The sequence below is a fragment of the Thalassospira sp. UBA848 genome (assembly GCF_002295455.1).
Classification (GTDB): Bacteria; Pseudomonadota; Alphaproteobacteria; order Rhodospirillales; family Thalassospiraceae; genus Thalassospira.
This window is the reverse complement of record NZ_DBGS01000116.1, coordinates 78,359-92,651: the sequence shown is the minus strand read 5'-3', so window position 1 is coordinate 92,651 and position 14,293 is coordinate 78,359. Positions and strand designations below refer to the sequence as shown.

The 14,293-nt window shown below is 54.6% G+C and carries 11 protein-coding genes; 6 read left to right on the top strand and 5 right to left on the bottom strand.

The features are described 5' to 3' along the window. Both B2R48_RS16495 and B2R48_RS16490 read left to right on the top strand, forming a co-directional pair. A partial coding sequence (locus tag B2R48_RS16495) for a hypothetical protein (RefSeq protein ID WP_297002639.1) occupies positions 1-294 on the top strand: 294 nt, incomplete at its 5' end. A gap of 279 nt (positions 295-573) precedes the next feature. Beyond that, positions 574-936: a hypothetical protein gene (locus tag B2R48_RS16490; RefSeq protein WP_297002636.1), complete on the top strand. Its 363-nt coding sequence runs from the start codon at positions 574-576 to the stop codon at positions 934-936. An 81-nt stretch (positions 937-1,017) separates the two neighbouring features. Here B2R48_RS16490 and upp read toward each other — a convergent pair whose 3' ends face one another. Both upp and B2R48_RS16480 read right to left on the bottom strand, forming a co-directional pair. Next, positions 1,018-1,668: a uracil phosphoribosyltransferase gene (upp, locus tag B2R48_RS16485; RefSeq protein ID WP_062954074.1), complete on the bottom strand. Its 651-nt coding sequence runs from the start codon at positions 1,666-1,668 to the stop codon at positions 1,018-1,020. A gap of 279 nt (positions 1,669-1,947) precedes the next feature. Next, a complete protein-coding gene (locus B2R48_RS16480) occupies positions 1,948-3,039 on the bottom strand; it encodes an SPOR domain-containing protein (protein WP_297002631.1) in 1,092 nt (363 codons plus the stop codon). A 635-nt stretch (positions 3,040-3,674) separates the two neighbouring features. On the opposite strand from B2R48_RS16480, the gene B2R48_RS16475 reads away from it, so the two are divergent. Further along, the gene (locus B2R48_RS16475) at positions 3,675-5,996 is read left to right on the top strand and encodes a methyl-accepting chemotaxis protein (protein ID WP_297002627.1); all 2,322 of its coding nucleotides are present in this window, start codon (positions 3,675-3,677) and stop codon (positions 5,994-5,996) included. A gap of 86 nt (positions 5,997-6,082) precedes the next feature. Here the strand turns inward: B2R48_RS16475 and pepN are convergent, their stop codons facing one another. After that, the gene (pepN, locus tag B2R48_RS16470) at positions 6,083-8,722 is read right to left on the bottom strand and encodes an aminopeptidase N (RefSeq protein WP_297002624.1); all 2,640 of its coding nucleotides are present in this window, start codon (positions 8,720-8,722) and stop codon (positions 6,083-6,085) included. Positions 8,723-9,150: 428 nt separating this feature from the next. Here pepN and B2R48_RS16465 point away from each other — a divergent pair, with 428 nt between their 5' ends. The 3 genes from B2R48_RS16465 to B2R48_RS16455 all read left to right on the top strand — a co-directional run bounded on the left by B2R48_RS16465 (position 9,151) and on the right by B2R48_RS16455 (position 11,718). After that, complete coding sequence (locus B2R48_RS16465) at positions 9,151-9,822, top strand: response regulator (RefSeq protein ID WP_062954070.1); 672 nt, start codon at positions 9,151-9,153, stop codon at positions 9,820-9,822. A gap of 186 nt (positions 9,823-10,008) precedes the next feature. Further along, entirely contained in the window at positions 10,009-10,887 is an 879-nt protein-coding gene (locus tag B2R48_RS16460) for an AraC family transcriptional regulator (protein ID WP_297002620.1), read from the top strand. Between the two features lie 216 nt (positions 10,888-11,103). Continuing rightward, positions 11,104-11,718, top strand: a complete 615-nt coding sequence (locus B2R48_RS16455) for a LysE family translocator (RefSeq protein ID WP_297002618.1) — start codon at positions 11,104-11,106, stop codon at positions 11,716-11,718. Positions 11,719-11,792: 74 nt separating this feature from the next. Here the strand turns inward: B2R48_RS16455 and B2R48_RS16450 are convergent, their stop codons facing one another. Further along, positions 11,793-12,878: a hypothetical protein gene (locus tag B2R48_RS16450; protein ID WP_213474558.1), complete on the bottom strand. Its 1,086-nt coding sequence runs from the start codon at positions 12,876-12,878 to the stop codon at positions 11,793-11,795. 80 nt (positions 12,879-12,958) lie between these two features. Then, a partial coding sequence (locus B2R48_RS16445) for a PAS domain-containing hybrid sensor histidine kinase/response regulator (RefSeq protein WP_297002611.1) occupies positions 12,959-14,293 on the bottom strand: 1,335 nt, incomplete at its 5' end.

The following is a 14,293-nucleotide window of genomic DNA, read 5'->3' as shown; positions in this document are numbered from 1 at the left end:
ATCCGAACCTGTAAACACCTTTTTCGGAAAAAAATGCATTTAATCGGCATTTTTATAAATACTGTTATTTTTCAATGCGATAGCCAAACAGACCCATCCAACCATAACAGTCAAACAAGACCACGCCCAAGACCCGTGGTTGAAAAACCCAGCAAAGCCGCTGAAATCAGCCTGCAAAGACCGGGCTCTTGGCGCGCAAAAAACATTAAACCGGATCAAAATGATTCGAAAAAGGCCAGCATGCCCCGCACCGGGATCCCGACAAGCGCACCTATACAGATTAAATCCGTTTGATTTGGTGCAATGCGTAAACGCAGATACCCCTTAATAGTATAAGCCGACATGTGACCGACAGGCTGTGCGTCGTTCAGGCAAGTTCGTAAAATGCTGCAAAAGCAAATATGTGAACCTTTCCTTTACATTATCACCCGATGATAGGGCGAGATAGAGATACCCCTCATTAGAAGACGGGCATCAGGGGACCGAAGGAAGATGATGAGACTGCGACAATATCTTATATGTGCTGCCGCAATTGCGGGGCTCTCTCTCGCCGGGTGCTCGGGCACCAACCTAGTGCCAAACACGGGCTCTGGCAGTGGGGATGGCAAAGGTGGACAACCGGGACCATCCTTTACCCAGTTCACCGATATTCCGATGCCATCCAATTCCTCGCTGGATATGGATAAAAGCATCATCTTTGGTGCATCCGATGCCTGGCATGGACGCGTTGTCCTGAATGCAGGCGGATCCCCCGCCCAGATGTATGACTTCTATGAACGTGAAATGCCCAACTTCGGCTGGAGCAAGGTCACCGTGGTGCGCGCCGACATTTCGGTTCTGGTTTATGACCGCGAAAACCGCGTTGCCACCATCAAGCTTACCGGCGGATCGTTTGCGGGCTCGATTGTCGATATTACGGTGTCGCCAAAAGGCTGAGACAGCTTAGACAAGACAATCCAGAAACAAAAAGGGTGCCAGAAGGCACCCTTTTTTTAATGCATCTCAAAGATCGCCGACTTAGCGCGTTCCGAACAGTCGGTCACCCGCATCGCCAAGGCCCGGCACGATATAGGCCTTTTCATTGAGCTTTTCATCAAGGCCCGCGGTATAGATCGGCACATCCGGGTGCGCATCCTGGAAGACTTTGACGCCTTCGGGTGCAGCGACCAGCGCCATGAAACGGATATCCTTGTCAGCCACACCGTATTTGTTCAGCGTATCAATTGCGGCCACCGCCGAGTTCCCCGTCGCAAGCATCGGATCGACCAGAATAAAGGTACGGCCTTCGACTTCCGGCAGCTTGACGAGATATTCGACCGGCATGTGGGTTTCCGGATCGCGATACAGGCCGATATGACCAATGCGCGCGGACGGCATCAGTTCTATCAGGCCATCGGCCATCCCCGAACCGGCGCGCAGGATCGGCACAACGGCCAGTTTGCGCCCCTGAATGACAGGCGCCTTCATCGGGCAGATCGGGGTTTCGATGTCTTCGTAGCTGACAGGAAGCTCGCGGGTGATTTCATACCCCATCAGAAGCGCAATTTCCTTGAGCAGCTGACGGAAGGTCTTGGTCGAGGTGCTGACCTTGCGCATGTGGCTCAGCTTATGCTGGATCAGCGGATGATCAAGAATATGAAGGTTCGGGAAATCCTTGTGCGTGCTCATGTGCTTTCGGTCATCCTGTCTTGCTTTGCAGCCATCCGAAACATGCGGCTGCCGGTCTGATATTTGCGAACCTAGCGCGTAGCGCCTTTGTTCGAGGATGGCAAGTAGAATGCCCCAATCAGAAGACAAAAACAAACCCGATAAGATGAAAACGGCAACATCATCGCGTTAACCCCGATGCATCGCCAAAAACAAAAGCGGGGTGACACGTTCCTGCATCACCCCGCCCCGCATTACTGCATCTATATATATAAGGTGCGCCCAAACGGACGCAGATGATCAATCCACCACGCGGTCGTTTGGCTCTGCACGTACCGGGAACCCGTCAAGTGAATGGTCGGCCTTGATCTTGGCAGCCGCATCACGGGCGGCAGCAAGGCTGGCATAGCCACCAATCCGGACATAGTACCAGGCCCCCTCGCTTTCTGGTCCGCGCACAACCACTGCCACTTCAAGTCCTTCGCCCCGCAGTTCATCAGCGCGCTGCTTGGCATTTTCATGGACCTTGAAGGCGCCAACCTGAACCGAAAACGGCTTGTCAGCATCGGTCGCGGCAGCGCTATCCTCTGCCGGGGCACTTGGTGCCGCTTCTTGTGTGGCATCAGCAGTTTCTGTTGCTGGTTCTGGTTCTGGTTCTGGTTCTGCTTCGGCCTCAGCTTCAGCGGGCGCAGCTGCCTGTTCAGAAGGTTGTGCAGGATCGCTCTCGGTGCTTTCCGTCGCCTCGTCAACGGCCGGTGCATCAGGTGCTTCGGGCACATCAGCCGTTCCGGTCACGTCCCGGATTTCCGGGGCAGCAATGCCCGGCTCTTCGGACGGGGTGGTATCGGTTGATTCGGGTTCTGGCGTCGCGTCCGCCGCCGGTTCTGCACTGTCGGTTGCCTCATCTGAAAGCGCTTCGCTGCGTTGCGCAATCAGATCGCCGACCGGGTCTTCGCTGTCGGCGCTGATTTCCGGAATCGCGGCGGGTTCGGTGACGTTCGGTGTCGCGTCCTCGATCACGGTAGGCTCATCGGGTGCAGAGGCCAGCATTTCGACTTCCGGCTGTTCTGTCTGCGCGGTGCGGGCACCGTCATCAGAATCCATAAACAGTCCTGCGCCAACCAGCATTCCGGCAAAGAACAAGACAAGCCCGAGCATGCCTGCGCCTGTGACCAGGCCAAGAAGGGTTTTGCGATCCATATCCGCTATCCGTGCATTAAGGTTTTGCCGATCACCGGGCCGTGTTGCCCTGCGGCCATTGCCATCACCCTGCCCGTCTCGACCGTAAATGAAGGCCGGAAGCGGTGCATCCTTTTGCCCGGCATCCGGGTCCGTCGGGGCATCCGGGGTTGCGCGCAAATCGTTTTTCGGGGTGTGGTCTTCGTCAGCCATGGACGTGGCGATCCTTCACGACATCAAAGTTACCCTGCGTTTGTAACCGCCAGCACCTTTATAAAACGCTAAAGCCCGCACCGCTGGACAACCTGACAGCGCGCCAGGATTGCCCAAGGATCAATTCATTCGGATAAAAAAAGGGGGACTGGTATGTTCCCCGGCATTGTCCCGCACAATGATCCGGATACCAGTCCCCTCGAGTGAGAGAGATCGACCTTCGGGGAGAGAGAGTCCCGAAGATAGAAACCATCAGGCACGCCATGTCAGCCTGATGGCTGGTCACAAACGACGTTGTCGCCTGCATTTGACAAACACAGTCATAGAGCATCACTTTTTCAAATGCAAACGATTATCACACACATTCGCAGAAAAATTTTGAATTCGCCAAAAATCGCACGTGTTTGATGGCTAAGTGCCGCCACCAAAAAGAGAATTTCCAAAATACGGCCACTTTCAATTACCTTGAGAGCCGCAGTTATCCTCAAGGACAGCAAACTAAGGGATTGTGTTCCAAATCAAGCTCTGGTTGGATCAGGGAAACTACTCATGAGAAGTAGGGGTGTGAATGGGAGTGATGCGAGCCAACATTATTAATACAAAAAATAAGTACGGTTTGCTCTGGAGTGACAAAAATGACGGGAGACAAGGCCGCGAAGACGGCTATTACAGGAGGCGCTACCAGCCTTCTGACGTTACGGCGAATTTTGCTCGTAACAGGGTTACTGGTATCTGGTGCAGTGACCTGGATGCTTCTTTGGACCGGTGACACCTATCGCAATTTTGCGATTGAAACACTGAACAACTCGGTCAGTGGTACAGTTAATTTCTTTGTCGGATCGCGTATCGCGACCGATTATGCCGACAAGATCACCCCCATTGCCAATGAGTGGTCACGCCTTGGAAGTCTGGTCAAAAGTTATCAGGAAAATGACCAGACCCGCATGAAGGCCGAACTCGACATTCTGTCGAACGCGCGTGAGGTCGTGCAGGGGGATGTGAACCTTCTTGATGCGGTTGCCTATGATCAGGAATTCAATCAGCTGGCAACGTCTGAGGCCAATCTGGGGGCAAGCGTTACTGACGACCCGGAAGTCAAAGCCTATCTCGCGAACCGCGAAAAGGCAGAAGCCCGCAAGCCTGCAAGCTTTATGTGGGCGACACCGGATGGGCGTCCGGTCTTTAGCCTGATCCTGCCTGTCGGCGGTTTCCGGGCGGTTGGTTTCCTTGAAGTCATCACCGACCCCCTGCCCCAGCTTGAAGGCATCGGCAAGGTTCTGGGGGGCAACTTCCAAATTCTTGATAATTCCGGCACGGTGCTGTTTGAAAGCCTGGAATCACTGGAAATGGCCCAGGCAGGGGCCCAGGCCCCGTCAACGGAAGATGCATCTGCCCCTGCTGATGATGCAGGCGATGTCGCATCAGAAGCCGCCAACGAAGCAAGCGACATGGCGGCTGCAGAATCCGGTGAAACCCACCGCGCGGCCGTTAGCGTAACCATTGATGATGGCCGAGGTGGTGTTTGGGCCGAGGCACGCTTTGACCGTGATATTTCCGATTTCTACGAGCAAACCAACAGCCTGCGGCTCCTGTCGATTGAGATTCTTGTCGGCGTGCTTTTGGCGGGATGGATTGTCGGCTGGATCCTGTTGCGGACAACGGTCCTGCGCAATCTGCGCGCTTTTGCCCGTGCGATGACTTCGATCTCGAACGGCGATACCAACGTCAACTTGCCAGATGTCGGCAATGACGAAATCGGCGAAATGAAGAAGGCGCTGATTGCGCTGCGTGAATCCGTGCGTCAGGCCATGATCTTGCAAAACATGGTCGAAAATACACCGACCATGACGGCAATGATTCTGGCTGATGGCAAGCTGAGTTATCTTAATGCCAGCGCACAGGACTATCTTGGCGGGACACCCCAAACGGTGTCTGGTGATTTCTTGAACCTTGGTTCGGACTTCCAGGCAAAGCTTGCCAACCCGAACAACTTGCCGTTCTCCGAGATCATCCAGACCGAGCGTGGATATCTTGATATCCTTGCGGCACCGGTGCGCGACAAGGATAACGTCCTTTTGGGCACCATGCTGGCCTGGAATGACGTAACCGAGCGCGAGGAAAGCAAGATCGCGGTCACCGAAATGATGGCCGAGGTCGCCCGTGTGGCGCAATCCGTGACCGAGCAGTCCGAAGGGTTGCTCAGCCTTGCCAATGAACTGACAAGCCAGTCGGAAAACACCGTGCAGCAGTCAGGCAGTGCGTTGGATGTGTCACGCGAGGCAGCGTCCAATACCCGCAACGTTGCGACCGCAGTCGAGGAGCTTTCATCGTCGATCGCCGAGATCAACCGTCAGGCAACCGAGGCATCCGACGTGACCGGACGGGCACGCGAGGAAGCCGAGGAAAGCCAGCGCAATATCGGATCGCTTGAAAAGGCCAGCTCCGAGATCGGATCGATCATTGATCTGATCAATGACATTGCGCATCGCACCAAGCTTCTGTCACTCAACGCGACGATCGAAGCCGAACGTGCCGGCGAACTTGGCAAGGGCTTTGCCGTGGTCGCCAACGAGGTCAAATCGCTTGCCGATCAGACGGCAAGTGCCACTGGCCAGATTGGGGATCTGACAGCGGCCATTCAGCAAGAAGTGCAAAAGGCCGCACATTCGATCAACACGGTTGGCGAGGTTATTCACCAGGTCAACGACATCCAGTCGACCATCACCCAATCGGTTGATGAGCAACGCCGAGCAACCGGCGAGATTTCCGAGAACGTGCAGCGCATTGCAGCAGGTGCCGGATCAATGGATGAAATGATCACCTTTGTGAATGACGGGGCGCAGGGCACGGGCCGCAATGCCCATGACCTGAACACTGCCAGCCACAACCTTTCGGAAGTGGCGCGCAACCTGTCAGAAAAAATGCGTGAATTCAGCGAGCGGATGAAACTGACCTGATCAGCTTTCCAATCCGATCTTCACAAAAACAAAGGGCGGCACCTTCTGGTGCTGCCCTTTGTCATGTGACCCAAATGGTCTTGTGATCAGCTTGCCACGGATTTCGAGGCGATTTCATAAAGATCGCGCGAAATTTCCGGTTTGGCGAGGATGCGGTTAAGCGCTGCCTTCATCTTGTCGGCACGAACGTCATCATATTTCGCCCACTTGCCGAGTGGCGAGCACAAACGTGCTGCCACCTGCGGGTTGATGTCATCAAGTTCGATCAGGCGATCAGCATAGAATTCATAACCCGAGCCATCCTTGGCATGGAAATGGCGTGGATTGCCCATGGCGAACGCCCCGATCAGCGCACGGACCTTGTTGGGGTTGCGCATGGTAAAGGCCGAATGGCTCATCAGATCCTTGACCCGTGCCAGCGTATCATCCCGCGCGGACATGGCCTGCAAGGAGAACCATTTATCCAAAACGACCGCATCACTGGCAAAGCGTTGCTCGAAATCGGCCAAGGCGGTTTCGCGGCCCGGATGATCAAGGTTATTAAGCACCGAAAGGGCAGCCATCTGATCGGTCATGTTGTCAGCCGTGCCATATTGCGCGACGGCAATTTCGGCATACTCGTCTTCGCCGCTTGCCACCAGATAGGCCAATGCGGTCGCCCGCAAGGCCCGCTGACCTGCAGACGTGGCATCGGGGGTAAAGGCCGCATTTGACGCATTCTGGTGATAGGTATTGGCGAAATCATCGCATAGCGCCTGCCCGATACGTTTACGCAGGGCGGTTCGCACCTGATAGATCGCCTCGGGATTGGCGGGCTTGCGTTGCTCGGACAGGAATGCCTCGCCCGGCAGCACAAGTGCATCAGACCGAAACGCCTTATCAAGATCATCATTGATAAGTGTCTGACGCATCGCGGCAATGAAGGCATCGACACGGTCCTTTTCACCGTCAAAGGCGGCATCAACATCGCCGCCATTTGCCTCATATGCGGCAATGGCCGACAGCATCAGACGGGTTGCATATTTCTGCCCGGCCTCCCAGCGATTGAACGCATCACTGTCATGGCCCATCAGGAAAGCAAGCTCTTCATCAGGCTGATCGGTGGTGATGTTGACCGGTGCCGAGAATCCACGGTTAAAGGAAAGAACCGGCTTTTGCGAAACACCGTCAAAGACGAATTCCTGGCTGGCTTCCGTCAGTTCCACCGTTTTGGCCAGAAGATCAGAACCATCCGCGCCCAGAAGGCCGATTGAGATCGGCATGTGCAGCGGCTTTTTGTCTGGCTGTCCCGGGGTCGGGTCAGTTTTCTGGGTAATGGTCAGGCGGTATTGTTTGGCATCCGCGTCATAGTCGCCCTGCCAACTGAGTTTCGGCGTGCCTGCCTGCGAATACCAGCGTTTGAGTTGGCTGAAATCCGCACCATTGGCGTCTTCCATTGCCTTGGCAAAATCATCGCAAGTCACCGCCTGCCCGTCATGACGATCAAAGTAAAGGTCAATGCCCTTGCGATAGCCATCCGGACCAAGCAGCGTATGCATCATGCGGATCAGCTCGGCACCCTTTTCATAGACTGTCGCGGTATAGAAATTGTTGATTTCCATATAGCTGTCCGGGCGCACCGGATGGGCCAGTGGCCCGGCGTCCTCGGGGAACTGGGCGGCGCGAAGTGCGTTGACGTCCTTAATGCGCTGCACCGGGCGGGAACGTTGATCGGCCGAGAATTCCTGATCGCGGAAAACGGTCAAGCCTTCCTTGAGCGACAGCTGGAACCAGTCGCGGCAGGTTACACGGTTGCCCGACCAGTTATGGAAATATTCGTGTGCGACGATGGATTCGATGCGTTCATAATCCACATCGGTCGCCGTATCAGGCCGTGCCAGAACGAATTTGGCGTTGAAAACATTCAAGCTCTTGTTTTCCATCGCCCCCATATTGAAGTCCGACACCGCGACGATATTGAACAGATCCAGATCGTATTCGAGGCCATAGACCTCCTCGTCCCACTTCATGGACCGTTTCAGGCTGTCCATCGCATAGTCACAGCGATCCTCGTTGCCATGTTCGACAAAGATACGCAGCGCCACATCACGGCCCGACATGGTCTTGAAACTGTCTTCGACACAGGCCAGATCACCGGCCACCAGCGCAAACAGATAGGACGGCTTGGGGAACGGGTCTTCCCACACCGCGAAATGACGCCCGCCATCAAGATCACCACTGTCGATCAGATTGCCGTTTGACAACAGGACCGGGCAGCTTTCCTTGTTGGCATTGATCGTGACCTTATAGGTCGCCATGACATCGGGACGATCCGGGAAATAGGTGATGCGCCGGAAACCTTCGGCCTCGCACTGGGTGCAAAAGGCACTTTGCGAAACATAAAGCCCTTCAAGGCGGGTGTTGTTGGCCGGTGAAATCTGGGTTTCGAGTTCGGCAATGAAGGTTTCGCTTGGTGCAGTGAAGCGCAGGCCCTCCTGATCCACCTTGAAATCGCTTGAGGCCAGACGGGCATCATCAAGGGTGACGGAAAGGAGCTTCATATCCTCGCCATGGAGGAAAACTTCGTCCCCCTTTCCGGTACCGCGCGCAGGATTCGCAGCCATAAACAGGCGCGATTTCACATTTGTGACGTCCCGATCAAGGTCAAAAACCAGTTCGACCTTTTCGACAACAAAGTCAGGTTCCTTATAGTCTTCGCGGCGGATCACTTGCGGCTGTTCAGACATTTAGGTGTCCTTTTTTCCTTGGGCTGCGCGGTTTTGGAACGGATTGTATAAATTCGCCAATTTCGCAATGCAGTGTGGTGTGTCAGAACTGAATTTCGGTCATTGATCACACTGATAAGATAAATTTCATTTTTCCTCAAATGCGGAGTTTACGGCACCGATTTTAATGGGCATACTCTCAAACGGTGGCGCGAGGGGGGCCAAAGTTTCACATTTCGTGGGGCGAGAGTGATCTTTGGTTTCCCTCAACCTTTTTGCCAGTTTTTCCAGACAAAACCTGTCGCGCAGATCGTCGCCAAACGGGTCGCATCCAATCCAAAATCAAGATATCCCATCCTTTTCTCACCTAATAATTTGTGAGTTCCGCTTGAACGGGATAGAATAATTGCGACCTGTCGGGGAAAGATAACTTTCAGGGGAAATATCCAATGTCCGAAACGTTCCAGATTCTGATCGCTGATGACCACCCGCTTGTGCGCGGGGCGCTCAAACAGGCGTTAAGCACAGAACTGGAAAATGTCTCGGTGCTTGAAGCTGAAAGCCTGTATGAGGCGATTGATCAGGTCGAGGCACATAAAGGCGATATCGACCTTGTCCTGCTTGATCTTCATATGCCGGGCATGAACGGCTTTACCGGCCTGTTCACACTTCGCGCATCCTACCCCGACATACCGGTTTCCATCGTTTCGGCCAGTCAGGAACTTCCTGTCGTGCGTCGCTCCATCGAATACGGCGCGTCGGCCTTTGTACCGAAATCGGCCCCTGTCGATCAGATCGGCCTTGCGGTCAAGACCGTGCTGGATGGTGGCATGTGGATGCCCGACTGGGCGCGCGAGGCCATGGAAAACGGCCCGGCAGATGATGAAGCCACCGGTCTTGCCGAAAAGATCGGTCAGCTTACCCCGCAGCAATTGCGTGTTCTGAACATGCTGACCGAAGGCAAGCTCAATAAGCAAATCGCCTATGAGCTTGATGTCACCGAAGCGACGGTCAAGGCCCATGTATCGGCGATCCTGCGCAAACTTTCGGTCCATAGCCGCACCCAGGCCGTGATCATCGCGCGCGAATTGCAGCTTCAGGAACCGGCCATCGACGCCTGATCGGCGCGATCACCCTTCTGCCCGTCCCCGGAAACGCCCGGTTGTTAAGCCGTTCATACATATATCCAGATTTCAGCAGACGTGTTTGCCCTGCCCGTCGGAGACCATCTCTGTCGGCCAGGTGCCGCGCGTATACCGATGCCACCGCGACAGTGTCCTCTCAGCATTCACGCCCGATTGCATGGCGTGTCTCATCGTCCCATTGCCAAAACCTTCAAACGCTGCCAGTTTTGTGCGATGAACAAGGTCGAAGTCATTGCCCATGATTGTCTGGGTGTGGAAGCCGTCATGGCCGAAACACGCCATTCCTTTGCCAAGCACACCCATGAGGCGTTTGGCATTGGCTTCATGCATTCCGGGGCGCAGAAATCGGCCTCCGGTCGCGGCATGGTCGAGGCCGGAGCTGGCAACATCATCACGGTCAATCCCCGCGAAGTGCATGATGGCCATCCGATTGGCGATGGGCCACGCGGCTGGAACATGTTGTATTTTGACCCGGACCTGATCGCGCGCGCGGCAAGTGACCTTACTGATGCCGCCACCGACCAATATGAATTCACACGGCCCGTGATGGACAGCCCCACTGTACGGCGCTGCTTTGGGGCATTGTTCGATGCCATCACCAATGGATCGCAAGAAAGTGCACGGCTCCGGCGCGAAGAAATGCTGCTGATGATGCTCCATCACACCATGATCGGCACCGGTGAACCCACCCCGAAATCAAACGTGCGCCAAGCCGTTGCCCATGCCCGGATCAAACGCGCCAAGGCGTTGCTTGATGACAGCCCGACACACAGCCACAGCCTTGATGACCTGGCGAACGCCACGGGCTTAAGCAAATTTCAGACGCTGCGCGACTTTACCCATGCGACGGGCCTCACCCCGCACGCCTATCTGATCCAGCGGCGCATTGATCTTGCAAGGACCATGATCAAATCCGGCGAAACCCTTGCCGATATCGCAAGCAGCGCAGGCTTCGCCGATCAAAGCCACCTCAACCGCCACTTTATCCGTGCCTTTGGCCTGACACCGGGCCGCTATGCCCGCGCCATTCGCGCGAACTAGCCGACGGCCTCAGAAACGGTTCCCAACCCAATCGTCATTCCCGCGCAAGCGGGAATCCATCTTTGCCGCGATTGCGCATGGATTCCGGGTCTGCGCTCCGCTCCGCCCGGAATGACGGTTTGGGACAAACCATCAGATCGTGCAATTCCGTTCAAGAATGCTCTGCTGTCCATCCGTAGATTGAGGGCAACAGAGCATTCAACAAACGGATGAACCATGATCAGCCTCGACTTCCTGATAACCTCCCTCATCATCGTCGCCCTGCCCGGCACCGGCGTGATCTATACCCTTGCCTTTGGACTGGGACGCGGCATGAAGGCCAGCATCTGGGCCGCCTTTGGCTGCACACTGGGTATTGTCCCGCATATGACCGCCAGCATCCTTGGCCTCGCCGCCCTGCTTCATGCCAGCGCGGTCGCCTTTGAAATCGTGCGTTATCTGGGTGTAGCCTGGTTGCTGTATATGGCCTGGGGCATGTGGTTTAGGACCGGTGCGATGAAAGTCACCACCAATGAAAGCACCACGGGCATTCTTAAAATCATCCGCGACGGGATATTGCTTAACCTGCTCAACCCCAAACTGTCAGTCTTCTTCCTCGCCTTCCTGCCGCAATTTGTTAGCGCGAACACGCCCGACACAACGCTTGAAATGACCCTGCTCGGCCTGATCTTCATGGCGATGACATTTGGTGTGTTTGTGATTTATGGGTGTTTTGCCGCAGCACTGCGCCAGCACGTTCTGGAACAGAAGAAAGTGATAGATCTGATTGGCAAATGTTTTGCGGGCGGCTTCATTCTGATGAGTGCGAAACTGGCACTTACAAATGGATGACTAATTCTCGTTCTCTAACCTAGGAAACTGATGCTCTTTAATGTCACCCGCTTCCGGCTAAACAGCAGAATAGCTCAAGAGTTATCAGCGGAAGCCGTTGAGGAACCTAAAGTATGCATAAAAAACAAATCACGACAGTAGTCGTACTCCATCGAACTGGGTAGCTGTTCTGAGAATCCTTCTACAGACAACATACCTTTGCAGTGGAAGTCTTGATAAAAGGCAGTCCGATAGCAGAGATTTAGTTTGTCCGCCTGATTGGTGTCACACCACAAAAGTGGGTTATCTGGTTGAGAGGATTTATAGCGCTTTGCCCATTCGCTTACGGCAGCAGGAATCTCAGAATCCGCATACTCACTGGCATTGGCGCGCAGCTTCTCGATTGACAAACGGTGCTCATTCTCAAGCTCCCAATGGTGCATCAATTCCGTCAAAAAAAAGTCTGATATCGGTGCAGGCTCAAGTGCATTGGCTGAGACAAAACTTTCCACATGCTCACATTCAATTTTTCGCAACAAAACAAGCATTTGAGCGAACTCTGGTGTTAACCAAAAGTGCTCTGGTTCTAGCGGTTCAGGCGCCTGAGGGTTTTTGCTGGGGAACATCTTTGAGTAAAAACAAACCGTGTTCACATGGCTAAGGAGTTGCTTTACTGCACTAAAATGAGCTTCCCCAAACGGCTTTAGATTTTCGACGAAGTTCCCTGCCCACTCCGTATCGTTAAAGAGGCCCCAATATGTAAGATAAGCGCTTCCATAGAGGCTTCCCCGTTTCGCACTTTCAAACAGATATGAATACGTTCTTCGGACCTCATCGCCCGGATTCATGGCCTCTTCGATAAATGCTTTGCGTACAAAAAAGGCCTTGTAATAGCTATCCGCAGAACGTTCAGCATCAGGTAGTGCCAATTCAGCTAAAATTTCCTCTGGCTGCTCATAAAAGTTCCCCGTCAAGGCGCTCTGGAGATACGAGTGCCCCAGCGGATCATCTATACAATCGGCTGCTAACTCAGCAGCTTCATGAACTTGTGTATCAGGCAAGAATATTAACGAGGAGAGAGCCGAACAATCCTTTGCGATTGATTTTTTAGCTCCCACTAATGTGACAGCAGAAATCAGTGATAGAAAGACAGCGAAGCGGGAAATGAAAACAAATGCCATAACTAAACCCGATAAACGTTTTAAGTGTTTACCAAAATGGTAGCAGGTGAACTACACGTATCACAAAGAATATTAGCAACTTACTCCGCCGCATCACTCCCCAACCGGTTGAGGGCGCGCGTCATCAGGGCGCGCAGTTTGGCCGGGCGGAGCGGTTTGTTGAGTAGCGAGAACCCTTGATCGGCGATCAGGTCGGCGGTATCAGCTGAACGGTCGGCGGTGATGATGACGCCGGGGACGTTAACGCCGTGAACATCACGCAACCGCATTAGGACATCAAGACCGGTCTGGCCGGAATCAAGGTGGTAATCGGCAAGGATGATGTCCGGCGAGAACGGTTGTTTGCCGTCCTCTGCCTTGGTCAGGGTATCTTCGGCCGCTGTACCGGACTGGGCGGTAACCACGACGCAATCCCAGTTTTCCAGCATGGCACGCATGCCATCGAGGATATCGGGTTCGTTATCAAGGCACAGCACACGAAGGCCGCCCAACTCGCCCGCCATGCGGCGTTTGGGTTTTGGTGTGGCGGCGGTATCGGCAACCCCCAGCGGCACTTCGACCGAGAAGACCGTGCCGCGACCGGGGCGTGAGCGCACCGAAACCGGGTGACCCAGCGACTTGCCAAGGCGATCCACGATGGCAAGGCCAAGCCCCAGCCCCTTCACATCGGTGGTTTCCGGGCCTTCGAGGCGATGGAATTCGCGGAAGATGATTTTCAGTTTGTCTTCGGGGATGCCAGGCCCGCTATCCCAAACTTCGAGTTTGAGCGTGTCACCACGCACGCGGCAACCCACCACCGCCCCGCCGGTGCGGGTATAGCGCATGGCGTTGGAAATGAAGTTTTGCAGGATACGCCGCAGCAAACGACTGTCACTGCGCACCCACAGATCGCGTTTATGGACCTTGAAGCTGAGCCCGGCATTTTCGGCAATCGGGCCGAATTCGGTTTCAAGCGCGCCCAGCACATCATTGATCGCAAAGTCACGCACGGTCGGCTGCATCGCGCCGGCATCAAGCTTGCAGATATCAAGAAGCTCGTTGAGGAGTTCTTCAACCCCCTTGAGCGACAGATCCACCTTGCCGACCAGATCAAGTACGTCATCCGCCAGCCCCTGCTTGCCACCAAGGGCGACTGTAAACAGGCGCGCGGCATTCAGTGGCTGAAGCAGGTCGTGGCTGGCAGCGGCAAAGAAGCGGGTTTTGGTATCGTTGGCGGTTTCGGCCTGTTCCTTGGCGTCCGAAAGTTCGGAGTTCAGGACCTCAAGCGCATGGGTACGTTCGGTCACGCGGGCTTCAAGGCCTTCGTTGGCTTCTTTGAGCGCCTGTTCGGCGGTCTTGCGTTCGGTAATGTCGTGATAAATGCAGAAATAGCCCAGCACTTCGCCGGTTTCATCAAAGTGCGGGATATAGGTGCC

Coding starts and splice junctions, on each gene's coding strand:
- upp (WP_062954074.1), bottom strand. CDS start 1,668: ATGAGCACGCACAAGGATTTCCCGAACCTTCATATTCTTGATCATCCG.
- B2R48_RS16480 (WP_297002631.1), bottom strand. CDS start 3,039: ATGGCTGACGAAGACCACACCCCGAAAAACGATTTGCGCGCAACCCCG.
- B2R48_RS16475 (WP_297002627.1), top strand. CDS start 3,675: ATGACGGGAGACAAGGCCGCGAAGACGGCTATTACAGGAGGCGCTACC.
- pepN (WP_297002624.1), bottom strand. CDS start 8,722: ATGTCTGAACAGCCGCAAGTGATCCGCCGCGAAGACTATAAGGAACCT.
- B2R48_RS16465 (WP_062954070.1), top strand. CDS start 9,151: ATGTCCGAAACGTTCCAGATTCTGATCGCTGATGACCACCCGCTTGTG.
- B2R48_RS16455 (WP_297002618.1), top strand. CDS start 11,104: ATGATCAGCCTCGACTTCCTGATAACCTCCCTCATCATCGTCGCCCTG.
- B2R48_RS16450 (WP_213474558.1), bottom strand. CDS start 12,878: ATGGCATTTGTTTTCATTTCCCGCTTCGCTGTCTTTCTATCACTGATT.